Genomic DNA, 21,511 nt, shown 5'->3' with positions numbered 1-21,511 from the left:
CTCCTCTGAAATGGCAATGCGTAAGAAAAACCGGGCCGTCTTGCTTAGGAACTCACCGTCGCTATTATCTCCGAGGAGCCGGAGGAAAGGGAATAGATCGGTTTCCACATGATCCAGACGACTTCCCTAACGTTCCCCTGACCGCGGATCAGACAGAATATAGAATTCTATACCTACAGCGTTCATTATTCTGAATAGATGAATCTTGATGAGGCCCATTGAACGTCTGAGGATAACCGGAAGACCGGGTGGGAGACACCCTCAACAGCATTGTCATGCTGAGCCCCTTCGACCGAGTTTATCCTGAGTAAAAGCCGAAGGACTCAGGGCAGGCGCGCGAAGCATCCGGCTGAGCCATGGCGTAGGTGGGTTGGGCTCAGATCCTTCGTTGCTCTCAGGATGACACCGGGAGGCAAGGACTCTTCTAGAGCCTGCCCTGAGATTGGCGGAAGGGCTTGTTCTCAAAACTACATCGAATGGGTCGAACCATAATTTTCGTAAAATGCTTGACCGACTGCTCCTGGAATCCTGTAAGTTCCTTGCGAAACAGGGCAAGGAAAATTACGTGGGCTGATGGGGAATTTCCGGAGGTTGTTCCCCCTACCATCCTGGCCGGATACCTGGGACAGTTTACGGTTTTTTCGTGATACACTAAAATTGTGGAACGGAGCAGGAAGGCTCGAATATACTCATGGACGGCCCAGCGATCTGTTCTCCGGCGGATCTGTTTTTGCTAACAAACCTTCACCCACCTTTGTGACACATTGCCAACATCTCAGAACAGGTTTCAGATTTCGGAGCCTGGCAACATCCCGCGATCGGAACGGGAATCTTCCCCTGACCTGATGATCTGGACCCCGAACGGATATGTCCTGCAAATTATCCAACGATAACCCTTCAAGCATCTGTTCATAGGGAGCCCCATCCATGGCCAACAGCACACCTCACCTGACCATCGAGGAAGAACGCTTAGAAGAATCCAAAAAGCGGACGGTCCATTGGAAACGATGGGGCCCCTATCTGAGTGAACGCCAATGGGGCACGGTCCGTGAGGATTACAGTCCGAATGGCGAAGCCTGGGAAGATTTCCCCCATGATCAGGCCCGCTCACGCGCCTATCGGTGGGGCGAGGATGGCATCGGCGGCATCTGCGACCGCCACCAGCAGATCTGCTTTGCGCTGGCGCTCTGGAACGGAAAAGATCCGATTCTGAAGGAACGCTTGTTTGGCTTGACCGGGAACGAAGGCAATCATGGGGAAGACGTCAAAGAGTATTACTTTTACCTGGACTCCACGCCGACGCATTCCTACATGAAGTTTTTGTATAAATATCCCCAACACCCCTTTCCCTATGCCCAATTGATCGAAGAAAACCGGAAGCGGGGCAAACACGATTGGGAATTTGAGCTGATGGACACGGGTGTGTTTGATGACAACCGGTATTTCGACGTGTTTCTCGAGTATGCCAAAGCGACGCACGAGGACATCCTAATCAGGATTACCGCCCATAACCGGGGGCCTGATTTTGCGGACCTTCATGTCTTGCCGACCATCTGGTTTCGCAACACCTGGTCCTGGACGCCGCATGCTCCACGTCCCACCCTCAATCGGGATGAAGACCTTGGCGATGCGCAGGCCATCCACCTGGATCATGAACAATACGGGGCACGATGGTTGTTATGCGAAAGCACTCCGGAAATACTCTTTACCGAAAATGACACCAACACGCAACGACTGTATGGGGTGCCCAACGCCAGCCCCTATGTCAAAGACGGGATCAATGACTATATCGTCGCCGGGACAAAAATGGCGGTTAATCCAGCACAAGTCGGAACGAAGGCTGCGGTCCATTATCATCCGTTGATTGCTCCCGGTCAAAGCATCACCTACCGACTGCGATTGACCAACCTCCCTCCGACCGAGGGCCAGTTGGGCGAAGAGTTTGAAACCATTTTTCCTGCGCGCCAACAGGAGGCGGATGAGTTTTTTGCCAAACGACTCGGGACTGCGCAATCCGAGGACGCGCAAAATGTTCAGCGTCAGGCATTTGCCGGCATGCTGTGGAGCAAACAATTTTATCATTTTGACGTGCGCACCTGGCTGGCCGGCGACCCCACAGGACCGCCGCCGCCCGCAGGGCGAAAAGATGGCCGGAACACGGATTGGAAGCACCTCTATAATGAAGACATCATTTCCATGCCCGACAAATGGGAATACCCGTGGTTTGCGGCCTGGGACCTTGCCTTTCATTGCGTGCCCTTAGCCCTGGTAGACCCGGACTTCGCAAAAGATCAGCTCCGGCTATTGGTCAGAGAATGGTACATGCATCCCAACGGTCAAATTCCGGCGTATGAGTGGGCGTTCGGCGACGTGAATCCCCCCGTCCACGCCTGGGCCACCTGGCGGGTGTATAAAATTGAAAAACGCATCAGGGGCAAAGCCGACCGGGTATGGTTGGCCAAGATTTTCCACAAACTCCTGCTGAATTTTACCTGGTGGGTGAACCGGAAAGATGCCGATGGCCGAAACATTTTTCAGGGAGGGTTCCTCGGACTGGATAATATCGGCCTCTTCGACCGGTCCGCGCCGCTTCCGACCGGCGGATACATCGATCAATCCGACGGCACCAGCTGGATGGGCATGTACTGTTTGAATATGCTGGCCATTGCCCTGGAACTGGCACGACACGATCCGGCCTACGGCGATGTGGCCAGCAAATTTTTTGAACATTTTGTCTACATCTCGCATGCCATCAATCACATCGGCGAAGGCAATCACGAAGCCTCCCTATGGGATGAGACGGACGGGTTCTATTATGACATGTTGCATTTCCCGGGCGGCCATTCTCAACAAATGAAGGTCCGGTCCATGGTGGGATTGATCCCCCTCTTTGCCGTTGAGACGTTGGAACCGGAAGTGGTGGATGCCTTGCCGGGCTTTAAACGGCGCCTGTTGTGGTTTATCGAAAACCGCCCGGAATTCCGGCGCCATGTCTGCTCAACCAGCCTGCCTGATGGCAGTGTTCGCCGGATGCTCTCCATTGTGGATCAAGAGCAACTCCCGCGCGTCATGAAGTACATGTTGGATGAAGAGGAATTTCTTTCCACGTATGGCATTCGAGCCTTATCCAAATACCATCAGGACCATCCCTATGTGCTCCATGTAAATGGACATGAACATCGCGTGGATTATGAACCGGCAGAATCCAGGACCGGCTTATTCGGCGGCAACTCCAATTGGCGAGGACCGGTTTGGTTTCCGGTCAATTTTCTGCTCATCGAATCATTACAAAAGTTCCATCATTTCTTCGGAGATCATCTCACCGTGGAATGCCCGACCGGCTCAGGATCGCAACAGACATTATGGCAAGTCGCGGCGGAAATTTCCCGTCGCCTCAATCGGCTCTTCCTGCGTGATCCTTCGGGCCATCGACCGGTCTTCGGGGGAGTCGCTTTGTTTCAACAGGATCCGCATTGGCGGGATTACCTGTTATTTCATGAATATTTTCACGGGGACAACGGGGCGGGATTGGGCGCCAGCCATCAAACAGGCTGGACCGGACTTGTGACCAAACTGCTGGAACAATCAGGAGAATAGGATATGTCTCCCGACCGGAGGCACCAACACCAGGACACCCCACATCCCTTACACACCTCTATCCTGCCGCAGGTCGTGGATGTTGGCAGAGAAATTTGCGGCGATTTGTGGCTGTCCGAACGGCGGGAATGGCTCGTCACCAACGGCATCGGAGGGTTCGCCTCCGGCACCGTGGCGGGTTCCCTGACCCGACGGTATCACGGCCTGCTCATTGCCGCCCTTAAGCCACCCCTCGGACGCACCTTGTTGGTCAGCAAATTGGAAGAAACCGTGGAGTACCAGGAAAAAATCGTTCAGCTCTCCACCAACCATTGGCATAGCGGAACCGTGGCGCCAGCGGGATTTGTCTTCCTGGAACGCTTCCGCCTGGAAGGCACGACACCGGTCTGGACATTTGCCATCGGGGACGCATTAGTCGAAAAGCGCATATGGATGGAACCCGGTGAGAATACCACGTACGTGCAGTACTCCTTCACCAGAGGATCCCTTCCGATTCGCCTCAATCTGCGAGCCTTCATCAATCACCGAGACTACCATAGCATCACGCTGGACACCCTCCCGGAATTTTCAACCACGCCCATCCCGCATGGACTCCAGATTCTCCCCGCAGAAGGTTCTCCGTTTATCCTATCCGCATCGGGAGGATCGGTTGAAGCCGCCAACATGTGGTACCACGATTACGATCTGCCGCTCGAACGCGAACGGGGACTTCCCGATCGCGAACATCATCTGCACATCGGCACGTGGAACCTCGACTTGAAACCGGGCGAAGTAATCACCTGGATGGCCAGCACCCATCTTAAGCCGTCCAGACCCGATGCTTCGTGTTTCGAATCACGTCGACGCCATGAAATGTCATTACTCCAATCGGAACCCACGGCAAAACAATCGCCCCAGGGTTGGCCGGACTGGATCCAACAGCTCACACTGGCCGCCGATCAATTCATCGCATCACGCCCCCTGACCCCTCACGACACCGGTCATACGATCATTGCCGGGTACCACTGGTTTGGGGACTGGGGCCGGGACACGATGATCAGCCTGCCGGGACTCACCCTGACCACCAGGCGCGTTGACATCGCTCGCAGCATTCTGTCGACTTTCGCGCAATATGCCAATCAAGGCATGCTGCCCAATCGTTTCCCCGACGCGGGGGAGGAACCCGAATACAATACCGTTGATGCGACGCTCTGGTATATCGAGGCCGTCCGTCAGTATGTGGACGCCACCGATGATCGCGCTTTTCTCAAAACGATCTTTCCCGTGCTTGTCGAGATGCTGACGTGGTACCGCAAGGGCACCAGGTTTGGAATCGGCATGGATCCCGCCGATCACTTACTTCATGCCGGAGAACCGGGCGTGCAGCTCACCTGGATGGATGCCAAGATCGGAGACCGGGTCGTGACTCCGCGGGTCGGCAAACCGGTCGAGATCAATGCGCTGTGGTACCAAGCCTGGCTCACCCTGGGCCAATTGGCCAGGACCATGAAAGCGCCGCACGAGGAATTTCTACAAACAGCCAAGGCCATTCACACATCCTTTCAACGGTTCTGGAACGAACGATTACGCCGATGTTATGACGTGGTGGACGGACCGCATGGCCATGATCCGGCCCCACGCCCCAATCAATTGTTCGCCGTGTCCCTGCCAAACAGTCCGCTCACCTACAAACAGCAACATGCTGTCGTGGATTATTGCGCCCAACATCTCTACACATCGTATGGGTTACGCAGCCTGGGACAGGAAGATCCCCAATATGTAGGACAGTATGAAGGAGATACCCGGCAGAGGGATGGCGCCTATCATCAAGGCACCGTGTGGGGCTGGCTACTTGGTCCTTTTGTGCTGGCACACTTTCGGGTCTATCGCAACCCCGAAGCTGCTCGATCGTATCTTGCGCCGATGGCTCATCTTCTCAACGATTACGGACTGGGAACGCTGGGAGAAATCTTTGACGGCCAACCGCCCTTCGCTCCACGTGGCTGCATCGCCCAAGCCTGGACCGTGGCCGAAATCCTCCGCGCCTGGCATCTCATTCACGCGTCCACCCACAAGCATAGAACAGAAAACCACACCCCAAAATAATAAGACGATCCTGTCATCCTGCTAAGCCCCACGACTGTTGTCATTCTCATTCCCCAGAGACTTGTCTCCCCGATCATTCCTCCTAGTATTGTCTTTATGAGCTATTCCCCAATTGTCATTCTGAGGCCACGCCGAAGAATCTGAGCCCAGCCAAAAGACTCCACACCTCCCCGAGATCATCAGATTCCTTCAGGCAGTCCCCCCACCCGTCTTGTCATTCTGAGGCCATGCCGAAGAATCTGTGCCCAGCCTGAAGATGCCTTCGTTTCCCAGAACCTCTTCTCCGTCATCCCCGACATTGATTATTGGGGATTCATCTACTGAATTTGTTCTTCCTGCTCGCCTTTTCCAGGAATTTTCTTATCCATAATCCCGTAATTTTCACACCTCATCACCTCAGAGTTGCACGTGATCAAGAAATTTTGACACGGCACTGACCGCTTCCCGAAGCTCATGCATGTTCTCGGATGGATCATGATAGATCCAGATTTTCGCTTGGAGGAGATGCAGAAGTCCGAGCACCCGATCTGACCTACTGTTGCTCAAAGACCAGACCACTGCCGTGAGCACCGGAAACTCAATATCATCAGACGAGGCCATCGTATCCACCGCTTCTGCCAGATACTCCACCATCGGTTCAAACGCGGCCCGATTTCCCGTAGTGCCATAAATCCGGCCAATCCCTCTGACGGCGGACGCCTGAATCATAGGCAACTGGTTCCGGTCCTGGAACAACGCCACAAGGTGCGGTAACCCTTCCTCCCCCGCGGAGGCCAGGGCCTCAATCGCTTCCACCGGAAAATGCTGCCGTTGAATAAATGTCAGCAGGCTAGGAAGAAATGTGGAAGTGGAAAAATCTGCCAACTGTCGGACAATGAGTTGTTGGTGAGCGGGTTGGGTTTCAGGATCCAACAGGAGCGAGGCTAACCGTGAGCCATGTCCCCAGTCAGCCATGACCAAAAACGGAAATTCCGATCGTGCCACCTCTTGAAGCAGCGAGGCAAACACGGCACTCTCTTCAAAGGCTTCCCCGGACTCACGGATACTGAACGTCTCATCAGAAGAAGGAGCCCGTACCTCCGTGAGCCAACCCAGGTCTATACCATTCAAATGATATCGGAACCGGCAGGCCGGACCATTCCATAGACGATCCGGGGCCTCCTCCAATTCCGCATCCCCACCCCCAGGTGTGGTTCCCACAAACCGTTTCCGCTCCTCACAAAACACGCGAAACTCCACATCATGCGACGCCGCGGAATCGTTTACAACCGAAAACCCCAGTTCATGAAATCGCTTCGCAACCAGAGCATGCAACGCCTCTGACTGAAAGAGCCCCTCCTCCGTCCTGACGCTTGAAGTAAGAAGGATGATACGGATTTGAGCTAACTGCGAGATCTGTTCAGAGGAAAGATGCACCCGCCGGGCCATTCCGTCGGAAGGTCCCGTGACGAAGACCAGCACAAACAGACAAACGAGCACTCGACGCATAGACGCTCTCCTGGAGAAAGGTTGGCGGGGCTGATACCCCATGCTTTCAACATCTTTGTTCCAGAGGAACCGGCTTATCCGGGACACACATCGCGCCCTCCCCGTTGACCGTAGGCAACAATCCGGTGACCAGATATTCAGACATCACCGGACCGATCAACTTGGGCGCCAAATTGGAAACGCCACAATAAGCTTTCCCTACAGCCCATCACGTTTGGACAGATGCGTGTTCTGCGCACACGATTGCTTCATGCCGACTTCCCCGCCGAAATCAAACTGCAAAAGGTAGGCCGGTTTGCCAGCCACCGAAAATAGCGCTGCACTGACAATACGCCCAATCCGCTTTTCAACGGTCGCGAAATCAACCCAGGAAATGATCTGCACCTCGCCCTCCTTACCAAACCTCAATTCCCTGGCCTCATTTCTGATCATCCAGAGCTCTCCTTTTCCAGTTTTGATCCACGTCTAAAAACTTGCTTCTGCAGGATCGAATCCAGGAAGAAGTCATGTCCATGACGAACCGAAACCACACTCCACCCTCGAAAATCCGTTAGTGGGCCTCATTGATCTCATGAATTTTCAAGGTTTCAATATTGTAGCTGACCCCATGGTCGCACAAAATTCAAGTAACTCCTAAGTTTCCCGTCGTCAGAAGGTCTCGTTCAAACGCACCCCCAACCACCCGCTTCAGAGATTCCTCCCCTCACTAAAATAGTCTCCCATCCATCTTGTTATTCTGAGCCAGCGGCGAGGAATCTGTGTCCAACCCAAAGATGCCCTCGTATTCCAGATCGTCTTCTTTTCCTCGAACCCTCACTAAAAACAATCCCCTTCCGTCATCCCCCACATCAGTTAGCAGAGCTCCATCTTTTCGAGGGAGCCTGCGCTGTAAAGAATTTGGGCAGAGGAATAAAACTCCTGTCCGAATATTTCTCAAACCCATCTGTCCTTTTTTGTAGGGGTTGGGTAACATGCCCTGGAATTTTTTCCATGAGAAAGGCACAGGGAATCTATCCCGCACAAGTTTGATCTCATGGCCAACATTGAAAGCTTCATTGCTTAGATTCACAACGTTCGTCTTCGCAATGGCCTCCCGACCAACGGCAAAACAGAAAGACAAGGAGTAGAGATAATGGATTCTCAATTTTGGATAACAGCCTGGAACGAAGGAAGAACAGGCTTCCACGGGGAACACTATCACGAAAAACTGACGGAGTACTTTCCCCAATTCAATCCTGAAAAGGGACAGAGTGTGCTCGTTCCACTCTGCGGGAAATCAAAGGATCTTCTTTGGCTTCAGGGGCTCAATCTTCATGTCCATGGGGTCGAATTGCATACCCAGGCCGTGAAAGACTTTTTTTCGGAAAATGGACTCTCATCCCCTCACATAGCCCAAGATCAAGATTTCACCCATTACACTCACGAAAATATCATCATCAGCTGCGGGGACTTCTTCAAACTCAATGAACACCACTCCTACGATTACATATACGATCGGGCGGCACTCGTGGCTCTGCCAGCCCCAATGAGAAAAAGATACGCACAAGTTATCAAGCAATCCCTTAAACACGGGGGGAAATACCTTCTCATCGTCTATGATTATGACCAATCAAAAATGGATGGACCTCCCTTTCATGTTGGTGAAAAAGAAATTCATGATCTGTACGAAGATCAATTCACCATTACATTGAAAGAAAGCCAAAAGCCAAAAAATGAAGGACCGAGACTCTCCTCAATAGACAGCCTTACGCAGAAAGTCTACGTTCTTGAAAAGATCCAGTAAAACTCATCGCCCAATGGGTACCATCGGGGAAAATTTTGACGGACAACCCTCGCATTCTACATGCAACAGCATCGCTCAAACCCGGTCCGACCCAAAAGTCCTCAACGCCTGGCACACCCTCCAGGCAGTCCCCACCTAAGTTGTCATTCTGAGCCCCCACCGGCTTGTCATTTCTGAGGTACCCCAAACCTTGTCATTCTGAGCCCACGGCGAAGAATCTGTGCCCAGCTACAATATGCCCTCGTCTCCCAGCACGTCTTCTTTTTGTTGACTGCTCATCTCTAAAAACAATTCCACCTTTCTCATTCCCGACATTCGTTATAGGGAATCCATCCGATAGGTTTAGTATTTATGTGAACCTTCGGCCTTATCATCCCAACTAGACTGTGACAGGAATTGTGTCTTTCAAAGATACCAAAAGCCATCTGTACTTTAATAAAGAGGTTGGCTATCCTGACCTCTCTGCGAGCGGATTGAAGTCAAGGAGCGGAAATCTCTTACCCTTGCCAACCTGCGCCACAAACTGTTGCCAAGCTCAACTCCGGCGAGTTAGGAGCAAAGAATCTAAAAGGCTTGTTGATGGAGGCACTAGAATGATAATTACAGAAAACCAACTCGACGTTTGGGTCCGTGGTAATGCCACAGACGCGCAGGGCGTGATCGTTGAACTTGTCTGGCGCCTCATCGCCGCCTCATCGCCTAGACCGAAGGAACGCCGGTTCCCTCTCGGCGACAGCATTGGCCAGCATGGGCCTGATGGGCTATTGGATGTAGATCTTGCCTTCGATCCGTTCGTTCCCGAGGGCCGCTCATTTTGGGAAATCGGAACTGGGATTAAGGCCGGCGTTAAGGCGACAGAGGACTACAATGGTCTCGTGTCAACAATACCAGAAAGTGCCAGAACTGAATCTACCTTCGTATTCGTAACGCCCCTTTCCGGACGGAGAGATTGGGAGCACACATGGAAGGAGGATGCGCAGGGTACTTGGCTTAAAGACCGCCTGGCGAAAGGCGAATGGCGGGACATTCGAGTGATTGATGGGACAAAGCTAATTGACTGGATTCATCAATTTCCATCTGTAGGATTGTGGCTTGCACAGAAGACGGTCGTCGGTTTGCCCGTGCAGCAGATCGACACACCTGAGCAACATTGGAGTTTGATTAGGTCAATTGGTGAACCGCCACCCTTGACGCCAAAAGTCTTCCTAGCCAATCGGGATGAGGCGTGCGGGAAGATTAAAGAAGTATTTGCCGGGAATGCACCCCAGCTCAAGCTCAATACACATTTCCCTGATCAGGTTGTCGATTTTGTTTCTGCATACTTGGCAGACCTCGACGACGAGACTCGCGCGGATGCCGCTGGACGTTGTCTTGTCATTTCCGGAGCCGACGCGTGGAACGCGATGGCCACACAAAGGGAAAACCACATTCTGATTGCCGATTCCACTCTTGATCTGAGCGGCGAACCGGGAACGAAGCTAATCCAGAAGGCCCGAAGGTCTGGCCATGCCGTCATCTTTGGTGGAGCTGCGGGAGGCATCCCCGATCCGACGAGTGTGTCGCTTTCTGCGCCGCGCAGCCACCAGCTAAAGGAAGCACTAGAGCAAGCTGGATATAATGAGGAGCGTGCACGAACTCTGGCGCAGAAGAGCGGTGGGAACCTCGGCTCATTGCTCAGGTGTCTGCAGAACCTATCTCTGATACCCGAATGGGCTGAAAGCTCTGCGGCCGCCGAACTTGCAGTCGCGGCATTTCTGGGATCTTGGAACGAACATTCAGATGCGGACCGTACCATCGTGGAGAATGTATCGGGAAACTCCTACGGGGAGTGGATCGGTATGATGCGTAATATCACGCTTTATCGAGGCACTCCCCTATCTCAACGAGACGGCAACTGGAAGTTCGTTGCACGCTATGAAGGGTGGTACGCGCTGGGCCCCAGGCTCTTTGACGAGCATCTGGACCGTTTACACACCGCAGCGGTTTTCGTATTGCGCGAGAGGGACCCGCAATTCGAGCTTCCGGCCGAGGAGCGCTACGCCTCCAGCATCCATGGTAAGGTTCTGACGCACTCACACCTCTTACGAAATGGGCTCGCAGAATCGCTCGCGATTCTCGGGAGTCATCCTAATGCGCTTACTTCATGCACGCTCGGCAAAGGCGAGGTAACGGCAGTTCTCGCCGTCCGATCGATTCTTGCTGACGCTGACTGGCAGCGTTGGGCCAGCCTCAACGATCTGCTTCCCCTGCTTGCGGAAGCTGCTCCGGGAGAGTTTCTTGATGCGGTCGAGAAGGCCCTCAACAGTGAACCGTGCCCATTCAATGAAGTATTTGCCCAAGAGGGGGACGGATTCATGGGCCGCACATACATGAGTGGCGTGCTTTGGGCTCTAGAGACGTTGGCCTGGAGTGAGGACCACCTAAGCCGCGTGGGGATTTGTCTAGGGGAGCTTGCTGCACGAGATCCCGGTGGACGTTGGGCGAATCGTCCGGCCAACTCCCTTGCCAAAATTCTGTTGCCGTGGTTCCCGCAGACATGCGCCTCACTTGCGAGACGCGGTGCAACTGTGGCAACGCTACTTGCGGAAATCCCAGACATCGGATGGAAGCTGTTGGTGGGCCTCCTCCCCCATTCACACTCATCGTCTTCCGGTACACGGAGGCCAGCCTGGCGGGAGACGATTCCCAATGATTGGTCGAAGGGCGTAAAGCCCTCCGAATACTTGGAGCAAATTGCGCTCTACTCAGAAATGGCAATCACTGCTGCCAAGAATAACCGCGAGAAGCTCGCTGAGCTCATCGAACATATAGAGAATTTGCCCCCAATGGCCCACGAACAGCTAATGGCGCATCTTGCGTCAGACGCAGTAATCACAATGCCAGAAGCTGAAAGGCTAGGCCTATGGACCGAACTCGTCGATCTGGTGGCGAAACACAGGAAATTCTCAGATGTTAAATGGGCCATGCCGCCTGAGCAGGTCGACAAGATTGCGGCCCTCGCTGAGCGGCTGGCGCCCACCGCGCCCGCGTTTCGCCACCAACGGCTCTTTACCGAGCACGACTTCGACCTATACGAAGAGAAAGGCAACCACGATAAGCAGCGCAAAAACCTCGACCTCATCCGACAAAAAGCCGTAAACGAAGTCGCTGATGATGGAGGCGCTCATGCGGTTTTTACCTTCGCTGCCGCTGTCCAGTCTCCTTGGCGTGTCGGAATAGCCTTCGGAGCGGTGGCAGGCAAAGAGTTCGATGGGGCGGTAGTACCAGATCTGCTTGAGTCCGAACAGAAGCAGCTTGTGCAATTCGCAGGTGGATTCGTCAGGAGCAGGTTTCATGGCTGTGGTTGGCAGTGGGTCGATGACATCGACACCTCACAATGGTCACCCTCGCAAATTGGCCAGTTCCTCTCCTTTTTGCCATTTTCGCCGGATACATGGGAACGCTCGAAGCGGCTTCTTGGAGGTGATGAGGCCACGTACTGGAGGAAGACCAGTGCGAATCCCTACGAAACCGAGAGCGACCTTCAACTTGCCATCGATCAACTCATACAGCATGAAAGGCCAAACGCGGCGTTAAGGTGCCTTAATAGAATGCTGCATGACAAGCAACCCTTCGATAGTGGACGGGCGGTACACGCATTGCTTTCTGCATTGAAGTCATCGGAAGGGCCTCACGCGATGGATGCCTATGAGACAGTCGAGATTATCAAGGCACTGCAGGTTGACCCGGGCACCAACCCTACTGACCTCTTTCGGGTGGAATGGGGGTACTTGCCACTGCTGGATGGCCACCTTGATGCTTTGCCGAAACTACTTGAGAGACGGTTGGCGACTAAACCGGAATTCTTCTGCGAGGTGATTCGGCTTGTCTTTCGCTCAAAGAAGGAAGAACCCTCGACTGAAGAGCCCACGGAGGAAAGAAAGAAAATTGCAACCAACGCCTATCGTCTGCTGAGCGAATGGCGAAATCCTCCCGGCTTGAAAGAAGACGGAACGTTCGACGGCAATGCCCTTAACCGCTGGCTGGAGTCCGTTAAAAAGGAGTGCTCGGAGACTGGACATCTTGAGATCGCACTGATGATGGTGGGGCATGCACTTATCCACGTGCCGCCGGATTCGGATGGGCTATGGATCACTCGGACAGCGGCAGCAGCTCTCAACGCGAAAGATGCCGGTGATATGCGGGAGGGATTTCGGACCGAGCTATACAACTCGCGTGGCGTCCACTCGGTTGACCCGACAGGGAAGCCGGAAAGAGAACTCGAAAATAAGTATCGCATGCAAGGCGAGGCCGTCGAAAATGCTGGATATCACCGATTGGCCATTACGCTCAGGGAATTGGCGACGTCATACGAACGGGAAGCGGAAAGAGTGGTTTCGAGAGAGCACTTTGATGATTGAGGCAAGAGAGGTGTTGTTTTATCGATCACCGGATGGGATAGTTCGCCTCGACGTTCAACTCACCAAGGACACAGGTTGGCTCAGCCTGACCAAGATGGCTGAGCTGTTCGGACGCGATAAATCCGTGATTTCAAGGCATTTACGGACTGTATTCACTTCTGGTGAGCTGGAGAGAGAGGCAACCGTTGCAAAAAATGCAACAATTGCGGCCGACGGAAAGACCGGCCACGAAAGAAGCGTGTGAAAACTATTCAAGATTGTTTCGGACGAAGTGTGAGGCTCACGAATGAGCGTGTGGCCCACATTCTTCAACACAAAGAAATGGCCGACATGGCGACGGAAATTGAACGAGTCCTCTCAGCTCCAGCCGAAGTTCGGCGCTCTCGATCAGACGCCACTGTTCATTTATTTTACGAATTTTATGCCAAGACACGTGTGGGTGGGAAATGGCTCTGTGTCGTGGTAAAGTATGGCACAGATGATGCGTTTGTTGTGACGGCCTATTTAACCGACCAACTCAAAGACGGAGCAATCATATGGCCGAAAAAGTAAAAGTGTGGTTCGATCCGGAAGGGGACTTTTTGGAAGTCCAATTTAAAGACGCCCCTGGATTTATGCGTCCTACCGGTCATGAGGCGGTCATGGAGCGCGTCGATGAACAAGGCCATGTGTTGGGATTTAGCGTTTTCGGTGTCAGCCGTTTTCAAAAAGATCATCCCCTGGAAGCTGAACTCGTCACGGACAGATAACCGGACCACGGGAATTCATCAATCCTCTTGTCACTTTGGACCCTGCCTTTCTCCCCTCAAAGCTGTTATCTGCACTAAAGGTTTCAAAACAAAATACTGCTCTTTTTCCGCAAAAAACATTTCGTGTGAATGAAGCCTGACCTGCACGAAACCCGGTTGAGATGTTATATTGGGCCCGACTCGACCAACCAACTTTTCTTTCTACATCCTGAGAAACTCTACGCATGAGCACGGCAGGCGGAGAAATTGTCGTTTATGAGACCCCGGACGGCGAAATCCGGGTGGACGTGCGACTTGAGCAGGATTCCGTCTGGCTTACGCAACGGCAAATTTCAGAGCTATTCGATACATCCACGGACAACATCGGCTTACATTTGAAGAACATCTTTCACGAAGGTGAACTGGACGAATCGGCAACTGCCGAGGATTCCTCGGTAGTTCAAATGGAAGGCAAACGACGGGTCACTCGCACCATTAAGCACTACAACCTGGACGCCATTATCTCCGTCGGTTACCGCGTCAACTCCAAGCGCGGCACACAATTTCGCATCTGGGCGACACAGATATTGCGTGATCATCTGGTGAAAGGCTACTCCGTCAACCAGCGTCGGCTGGAGGAACTCCAACAGACGGTCCGGCTGGTGGCGTCCATGGCGAAACATAGGGATCTTTCCGGTGATGAAGCCACCGCGCTCCTCCGCATGGTAGGCGAGTATAGCCGGGCGCTGGACCTGCTTGACGATTATGACCACCAACGGGTGCCCGCCCCCCGGACTGGAAGCCTGACACGTTACGCCTTAACCTATGAGGAAGCCATTGGCATTGTGGATCGTTTGCGAGAACGATTTGGGGGTTCGGCCCTCTTTGGTCAGGAAAAAGATGAAAGCCTGCACAGTAGCCTCCAAGCGATCATGCAAACATTCGGTGGACAAGACCTCTATCCCAGCTTAGAGGAAAAAGCGGCCCACCTACTCTATTTCCTGGTGAAAAACCACTCCTTTGTGGATGGCAACAAGCGTATCGCGGCTGCGTTATTTCTTTGGTTTCTGGAACGCAACAACGTCCTGACCAATGCCGCCGGGGCGCGTTTGATTTCGGATGCCACACTCGTGGCCATGACCCTGATGATGGCGGAAAGCCGTCCGGGAGAAAAGGACGTGTTGGTACGCATCGTCATGCACCTCCTCTGTCAACACGATCCAGGATGAGCACCAGCACAGCACACACTGTCTGCGCCGATTGACACACAAGACCTTGGACGGCGATGCTATGAAGGAAGTGTCTAGACGGTACCAATTTTTTATTTTCACATTTTGAAAGGAAATCATGACCATGAATCTGTTACGCATGATGATCGGCATTTCTTTGAGTGTTGTCCTCTTCGCCGGAACCGGCTTGGCCACAGAACCGGCCGAAGTGGAGAAATATGTGAAGGCCCGTATTGAGATCGGCGAAATGATGACGAACTATTTTAAGGGTGGCAAGGGGTACGGAGAAGGTCAACGGCCGTCACCGGAGGCCATGAAGGAAATGGGCGCGGATATCAATACAAAACTCAGTGCGTTATTGGCAAAACATGATTTGACGATCGAGGAATATCGCCAGCGCAGCCCTGAGGTCTTTGCCGATGATGCCGCCGTAAAGGGGTATCTCAGTGAGCATCCGGATCTGAAGGCACGCTATGATGCTCTTCCGTTAGGCAGCATGAAAGGCGGGAGCACCGGGCGGGGGTACTGAGACGCCCAGTAATTTCAGACAGGATGCTCCCCTTCAAAAAAATTCATGTGTTGCTGCAGACCTGATCAAAGAAAGCGGCGGTCATAATGGGACCCTGTCCATAACGATGCCAATCCGTTTTCCCATGGACACACAATTGAAGGATGGTTCGGCCGTGCGATTGGCGCTGGCCGAACCCAAGGATATCGAATCGCTTCGCCACCTGTACAACGTGATTGTCGTTGAAGGGACTTCTTTTCCCCATGAGCAGATGCCATCCGATGAAGAATTTCAGGCCTTTTGGTTTGGAGGTTGTGGCACCGTGATGGCTTTTGCACCAACCGGAACTGGTTCCTTGGAACTGGCCGGAGCCTATTACGTCAAAGCCAATTGGCCGGGCCGGGCAAATCACATTGCCAACGCGGGATTTATCGTCGCACCGGAATGGCGGGGAAAAGGGCTGGCCCGTCTCCTTGGAGAGACGATGTTAGACCATGCCCGAGGGGTCGGCTTTCGGAGCGTGATTTTCAACCTGGTGTTTTCGGAGAATCACGTGGCCTATCGTCTGTGGACGCAATTGGGCTTTCGTGCACTCGCCACCCTCCCCCAAGCGGTGCGCAAGGACGACGGAACCTACCAGGATGCCCGCATTATGTTCCGTTCACTCTGTGACGACAGCCACCTGACCGGTCACCCTTGAAATGAGGCATTACGCCGGCTGGTTTGATTTGAGTTCAGAAAAATTTGTCGTGACGGATTGGATGTTTCCAGGCAAGATATTTTCATGAAATTGAAAGCCTCCGATCCAAGTTTTATTGACTCACGCCGTCCCAGTCAACTTGGTGATAGGCTCGCCAAACACAAGATTGACGAAGCCCGAAAACTCACTCCCGAAGAGCGGCTACTCCTTGCCCTTGAACTGTCCGATGCCGCTGCCGCTCTCCATCGCGCGTGTTCCAAGCATTAACCGTCATTCTTTCCTGCCTTGAAACAGCCAAAGCACAAGTCTTTATCCGATCATTCTGTCTGGCTACGCCTTGACAAATAGGCCCGTTCCCGTACTATCGAAACACGAGAACAGGAGGGCAGAACCGTGCTCAACCCTTAAAAATGAGACATACAATTAATTGGATTTTTATCTTTCTGCGCCTTTGTCATAGAACTTGATATCAGGGAGATGCGGGCGTGTCATCATTCGCTTCCCGACTTTCCAACTGGAACCCTATAAACGGAGGTCGTAACATCCCATGAACGATGAACAGCCGGCGACGGTCTGCACCAGTCTCATAGAGGGTATGCAGAGTCTCCAACTCTCCACAGTCGGGGTGGACGGCATTCCCCACTGCAGCTATACGCCATACTTATACCGGGTTCCTGGCAGCTTTTACATTTTTGTTAGTCAACTAGCCGCACATACCCGTCACCTGCTGGCAAACCGGACCGTGGCCCTCATGATCATTGCCGATGAACAGTCGACGCCACAGATTTTCGCCAGGACGAGGGTGCATTACGTGTGTGAGGCCACACATATTCCGCCCGATCATCCCGAATACGAGTCTGTGCTGGACGACTATCAGGAACGGCATGGCAAGATGGCCGGCCTGTTACGGCAGCTGCCGGACTTTGTTCTGTTTCACCTGCACCCGAAGAGTGGGCAGTTTGTGATGGGATTTGGCAAAGCGTACACACTGAGCGGAGATAATTTGTCGGTTTTCGAACATTCCCGCATGGGATAGTGTGATTAATCAATTGGCCGGCCTCTATTCCAGCCCTAAACGCGTCTCTGTACTTTACAGGAGAGTAAGGGTTCGCTATCCTTGCCAAGGACTGAAGACACCTTCCCGATAACTGTTCAGGGAACTCTCCATCACACAAACGATCGTCATGGTGCAACCTCGGCCTTGGTAGCCCGGGCTTTGGTCCTCTGGCTAGAGCCACGGCTCCTCCTGGATCCTCCCCCTCACAAGGATAGCGGACTCCATCGGACGGCAATCCGTACATTTCGAATACGTGTAAATTTCCTTCCTGCGTGCTCCCTCGCGGGCAGAAATCACACGAAGGGAGAGGCTTGAATGGGGATCAGGTAATGCCCACGCGAGAAACGACGCGAAGATCCCCATCACTGAGCAGACCCGTTCAGCGAAGGTTTGTTGAACAGGGTGAGCACGAAACGGAGCAACAATTTGCAATGAAATTCCATGGCGGGACCTGACACGCCATTCATCTATTGAAACAAGATTTGCGACGCGTATTTAGAGAAATAATCACATTCACACCCTTTTATCAGGATACACACGATGGACAAATTACCCAAGAACCATTTTTTTAACCCCTGGCATCATGCCAGCCCTGGCGACAAGATTCCCGAATTTGTCAATGGAATTATTGAAATTCCAAAAGGAACCAGGGCCAAATATGAATTAGACAAAGAGAGTGGACTGTTGAGACTCGACAGGGTGCTATATTCTTCCGTGTATTATCCCGCCAATTATGGGTTCATTCCGCAAACGTATTGTGAAGACAAAGACCCTCTGGATATTCTGATTATTTCACAAATTGATGTCGTTCCGATGTGTATTGTTCCCGCCAAAGTCATTGGGGTCATGCGCATGCTTGATAACGGAGAGGCCGATGACAAAATCATCGCGGTTGCGGCAGGCGATCCTAGTGTCAGTCACATAAAAGATATTTCGGAATTGCCACAGCACTTCATTTCCGAATTGCGCCACTTCTTTGAAGAGTACAAGACTCTTGAACATAAAGCGGTGGTGGTGGAGGAATTTTTAGAGAAAAAGGTCGCTCAAAATATTCTGAATCAAAGCCTGAGCATGTATAAAGATTTGTTCTGAAACACAACGTTGCCAGTTTGACCCAAGGCCGACAGTGCCGGTGAAGTCACAATGGACCTGCCGGCCTTCGACTCATGCGGTGCGATATTCAATCAGGATTTAGCCGAAAATTTCGTGCCGCATCACACATGTGAGCCAACCGGTTGCTCATGATGAGTATCTACCATTTTCATATTCTCAAGCTGCAGGCTTGAGCAGGACCTTGACCCAGCCATTTTCCCGCGCATCGAAATGCCGATAGGCTTTCGGTCCATCCCGAAGTGGCAACTGGTGAGTGACGAGGAACGAGGGTATTGCTTTGCCCACCTCAATAAGATTGCATAATCGCCGATTATATGCCTTAACGTTGGCCTGACCGGTTCCTATCCGCTGCCCCTTGGACAAGAAAAGACTCCAGTCGAATGCCGGCTGTCTTTTCTGAGCCAATGCTTCTGACAACTTCGGATCCTCAGGTTGGAACCCGCCCACCACACCTATTCGGCCTGTCGGGCGCACCGATTGTATAAGATTATTCATCGTGATATCGGCTTGTTCGTGATTTTGGGGATCGTGCGCATGGTGTCCCAGGCATTCGCAACCTGAATCGGCGCCCTCGCCGGCAGTCAGGTCCAGAATCTGATCAACCGGGGAAAATCTCGATTCATCGATGGGAATAGCACCGATTTTCTCTGCCAGTCGTAATCCATCGGGGTGACGGTCCACAATCATGACCTTACTGGCACTTTTGAGGATGGCCGAGTAGGCTGCCAGGAGCCCCACCGGTCCCGCACCATAGATGACGACCGAATCGCCCGGCCGGACATCGGCCATCTCAGTCGCATGATATCCGGTCGGAAAGATGTCTGACAGCATCACGTAATCGGCTTCTTTCTCCTGCGCATCTTCAGGCAAACGCAAACAGTTAACATCACCGTATGGCACACGGAGGTACTCCGCCTGGCCACCTGGATAAGGACCCATTCCCGCACAGCCATAGGCTCCGCCGGCCTTACCTGGGTTGACCGTCAGACAGAAGGCGGTCAACCCGCTCTCGCAGTTTTTGCAAAATCCACAACTAATATTGAAGGGCAGGCAGACACGGTCGCCAAGCTGCACCTGTGCAACATGAGGACCCACCTCGATCACCTCGCCAAGATTCTCGTGCCCGAATATTGTGCCCGGCTCAATGGGCATACGTCCTTCATACATATGTAAATCGGAATCGCAGATATTGGTCGTGGTCATTTTCACCAACACATCCGTTGGTCGCTCGATTTTTGGATCAGGCACTTCTTCCAGACTGACATCATGAGGTCCGTTATAGACAAGTGCTTTCATGGCTTCGTTCCTCCTATGGTTATAGGTGAAACATCCAACATTCATTGTTAAGCCGAAGCCAGAGGCAGATTGTAGGCCACATTCCCGGCAGACTCAAACATGAGGTTGGTAAGAATAGATGAACCATTTATTTAAAAGGAAAATGGCGGAAGGTGGTACTGGGAAAAACCCTGGCTGACCCATTCTCAAGAGACCATCCTCTCCCTGTACCTTCTCCCTGAAGTCTTCCGCATTTTAGATAAAATACAGAATAAAATGAATATTTTGGCCATTGCCCTCTGACAGACAGGATTGAGAAAATTTGAAAAAGAGCATGAATGACGTCCAGGCACACGGAACCAGGCTAATGACGGTTCATGAGCTAAATACTGTTTATACAGACAAGTCACAACGTTAGGAGGCATGAATGAAAGATCAACCATTTCTCACAGATGTCCAAACCTTACGCAAACGCGCAAGAGAACACATGGAAAAAGGCGCGGTGACGCCTGGTTATGCGGCCGACCGGGACACGGTGATTAAGCTACTCAATGAAGCACTGGCCACCGAAACGGTGTGTGTCCTCCGGTATAAGCGGCACTATTATATGGCGTCAGGCATTCATGCTCAGAGCGTGGCGGCGGAATTCCTCCAACATGCCAATGAAGAGCAAGGCCATGCCGATCAACTGGCGGAGCGGATCGTCCAACTGGGCGGCGAACCGAATCTTTCCCCTGAGGGAATGCTTATGCGCAGTCATTCCGAATATGTGGAAGGCACTTCCCTGGTCGACATGATCAAGGAGGACCTGGTGGCGGAGCGCATTGCCATTGATAGCTATCGGGAAGTGATCAACTATCTAGGCACCAACGATTCGACTTCCCGCCGAATGTTGGAGGGCATTTTGGCTGTCGAGGAAGAGCATGCTGATGACCTCGTCTCCCTTCTGGAGGAAATGGGCTCCTAACGATTGGCTATGAGAGAAGCAAAGAACCTGGACATATGGATCGTCATCCTTATGGGTGTCTCGGGTTCAGGAAAAACCACCATTGGTCAACTCCTGGCCAGAAATCTTGGGTGGTCTTTTTACGAAGGCGATGATTTCCACTCGGTGCGAAATGTGTCCAAATTGCTGGGGGGAGTTCCGTTAAGTGAGGAAGACCGGGTTCCGTGGCTTTTTGCTATCCATCAACTGGTTCACGATCTGATAAGCCAATCACAGCGCGCGGTCATTACGTGTTCCGCTTTAAAACAGACCTATCGGAAGTTGATCACTGAGGGGCACCCTCAAGTCTCATTGGTGTATTTGCGAGGCAATTACGCGTTGATCCACCCGCGCCTGCAGGCACGAACCGGCCACTTTATGAAAGCCGACCTGTTAGCCAGTCAGTTCACTGCGCTTGAGGAACCGCACGATGTCCCCTTCATCGACGCTTCCCAACCCCCAGAAGTGATTGTGGAACAAATCAAAAGAATGCTGCATTTACAACCCGCATAACAGATCTGCGAGGTCATGATACGAACAGCTGCAATGATTTGGACATTGTT

At 52.5% G+C, this 21,511-nt stretch carries 18 protein-coding genes; 15 read left to right on the top strand and 3 right to left on the bottom strand.

Annotated features, from left to right (window positions below; all coding sequences use genetic code 11):
• The first annotated feature begins 927 nt into the window (after positions 1 to 927).
• Both ACTRXD_RS04075 and ACTRXD_RS04070 read left to right on the top strand, forming a co-directional pair.
• The gene (locus ACTRXD_RS04075; RefSeq protein WP_442430566.1) at positions 928 to 3,597 is read left to right on the top strand and encodes an MGH1-like glycoside hydrolase domain-containing protein; all 2,670 of its coding nucleotides are present in this window, start codon (positions 928 to 930) and stop codon (positions 3,595 to 3,597) included.
• Between the two features lie 3 nt (positions 3,598 to 3,600).
• Complete coding sequence (locus ACTRXD_RS04070) at positions 3,601 to 5,682, top strand: amylo-alpha-1,6-glucosidase (protein ID WP_442430565.1); 2,082 nt, start codon at positions 3,601 to 3,603, stop codon at positions 5,680 to 5,682.
• Between the two features lie 396 nt (positions 5,683 to 6,078).
• Here the strand turns inward: ACTRXD_RS04070 and ACTRXD_RS04065 are convergent, their stop codons facing one another.
• Positions 6,079 to 7,170 (bottom strand): hypothetical protein, encoded by a 1,092-nt coding sequence (locus ACTRXD_RS04065; RefSeq protein WP_442430564.1) that lies wholly within the window; start codon positions 7,168 to 7,170, stop codon positions 6,079 to 6,081.
• Between the two features lie 198 nt (positions 7,171 to 7,368).
• Positions 7,369 to 7,602 carry a hypothetical protein gene (locus ACTRXD_RS04060; RefSeq protein ID WP_442430563.1) on the bottom strand — a complete coding sequence of 78 codons (234 nt, stop codon included), beginning with the start codon at positions 7,600 to 7,602 and terminating at the stop codon, positions 7,369 to 7,371.
• A gap of 700 nt (positions 7,603 to 8,302) precedes the next feature.
• On the opposite strand from ACTRXD_RS04060, the gene ACTRXD_RS04055 reads away from it, so the two are divergent.
• The 11 genes from ACTRXD_RS04055 (at position 8,303) to ACTRXD_RS04005 (ending at position 18,667) form a co-directional block, all read left to right on the top strand.
• Positions 8,303 to 8,953, top strand: coding sequence for a thiopurine S-methyltransferase (locus ACTRXD_RS04055; RefSeq protein ID WP_442430562.1), 651 nt, complete (start codon positions 8,303 to 8,305; stop codon positions 8,951 to 8,953).
• 593 nt (positions 8,954 to 9,546) lie between these two features.
• Complete coding sequence (locus tag ACTRXD_RS04050) at positions 9,547 to 13,353, top strand: hypothetical protein (RefSeq protein ID WP_442430561.1); 3,807 nt, start codon at positions 9,547 to 9,549, stop codon at positions 13,351 to 13,353.
• Positions 13,346 to 13,597, top strand: coding sequence for a hypothetical protein (locus ACTRXD_RS04045; protein WP_442430560.1), 252 nt, complete (start codon positions 13,346 to 13,348; stop codon positions 13,595 to 13,597). Before ACTRXD_RS04050 ends, ACTRXD_RS04045 begins: the two co-directional genes overlap by 8 nt.
• On the top strand, positions 13,594 to 13,905 hold the full coding sequence (locus ACTRXD_RS04040) for a hypothetical protein (protein ID WP_442430559.1): 312 nt from the start codon (positions 13,594 to 13,596) through the stop codon (positions 13,903 to 13,905). Before ACTRXD_RS04045 ends, ACTRXD_RS04040 begins: the two co-directional genes overlap by 4 nt.
• Entirely contained in the window at positions 13,890 to 14,102 is a 213-nt protein-coding gene (locus ACTRXD_RS04035) for a DUF2283 domain-containing protein (protein ID WP_442430558.1), read from the top strand. The genes ACTRXD_RS04040 and ACTRXD_RS04035 overlap by 16 nt, the downstream gene beginning before the upstream one ends.
• Positions 14,103 to 14,326: 224 nt before the next feature.
• Positions 14,327 to 15,310 carry a RhuM family protein gene (rhuM, locus tag ACTRXD_RS04030; protein ID WP_442430557.1) on the top strand — a complete coding sequence of 328 codons (984 nt, stop codon included), beginning with the start codon at positions 14,327 to 14,329 and terminating at the stop codon, positions 15,308 to 15,310.
• Positions 15,311 to 15,434: 124 nt separating this feature from the next.
• The gene (locus tag ACTRXD_RS04025) at positions 15,435 to 15,839 is read left to right on the top strand and encodes a hypothetical protein (RefSeq protein ID WP_442430556.1); all 405 of its coding nucleotides are present in this window, start codon (positions 15,435 to 15,437) and stop codon (positions 15,837 to 15,839) included.
• A 106-nt stretch (positions 15,840 to 15,945) separates the two neighbouring features.
• Complete coding sequence (locus ACTRXD_RS04020) at positions 15,946 to 16,518, top strand: GNAT family N-acetyltransferase (protein WP_442430555.1); 573 nt, start codon at positions 15,946 to 15,948, stop codon at positions 16,516 to 16,518.
• Between the two features lie 84 nt (positions 16,519 to 16,602).
• Positions 16,603 to 16,785, top strand: a complete 183-nt coding sequence (locus tag ACTRXD_RS04015) for a hypothetical protein (protein ID WP_442430554.1) — start codon at positions 16,603 to 16,605, stop codon at positions 16,783 to 16,785.
• Positions 16,786 to 17,065: 280 nt separating this feature from the next.
• A complete protein-coding gene (locus ACTRXD_RS04010; protein WP_442430553.1) occupies positions 17,066 to 17,554 on the top strand; it encodes a HugZ family pyridoxamine 5'-phosphate oxidase in 489 nt (162 codons plus the stop codon).
• A 561-nt stretch (positions 17,555 to 18,115) separates the two neighbouring features.
• Positions 18,116 to 18,667, top strand: a complete 552-nt coding sequence (locus tag ACTRXD_RS04005; protein WP_442430552.1) for an inorganic diphosphatase — start codon at positions 18,116 to 18,118, stop codon at positions 18,665 to 18,667.
• Between the two features lie 177 nt (positions 18,668 to 18,844).
• On the opposite strand, the gene ACTRXD_RS04000 is transcribed toward ACTRXD_RS04005, so the two are convergent.
• On the bottom strand, positions 18,845 to 19,984 hold the full coding sequence (locus tag ACTRXD_RS04000; protein ID WP_442430551.1) for a glutathione-independent formaldehyde dehydrogenase: 1,140 nt from the start codon (positions 19,982 to 19,984) through the stop codon (positions 18,845 to 18,847).
• A 406-nt stretch (positions 19,985 to 20,390) separates the two neighbouring features.
• Here ACTRXD_RS04000 and ACTRXD_RS03995 point away from each other — a divergent pair, with 406 nt between their 5' ends.
• Both ACTRXD_RS03995 and ACTRXD_RS03990 read left to right on the top strand, forming a co-directional pair.
• Positions 20,391 to 20,930, top strand: coding sequence for a ferritin-like domain-containing protein (locus ACTRXD_RS03995; protein WP_442430550.1), 540 nt, complete (start codon positions 20,391 to 20,393; stop codon positions 20,928 to 20,930).
• A gap of 9 nt (positions 20,931 to 20,939) precedes the next feature.
• A complete protein-coding gene (locus ACTRXD_RS03990) occupies positions 20,940 to 21,461 on the top strand; it encodes a gluconokinase (protein WP_442430549.1) in 522 nt (173 codons plus the stop codon).
• Positions 21,462 to 21,511: the final 50 nt, after the last annotated feature.

The sequence above is a fragment of the Nitrospira sp. T9 genome, assembly GCF_052156535.1.
Lineage (GTDB): Bacteria > Nitrospirota > Nitrospiria > Nitrospirales > UBA8639 > Nitrospira_E.
The sequence above is the reverse complement of the archived record's forward strand: the minus strand, read 5'-3'. Positions and strand labels throughout refer to the sequence as shown.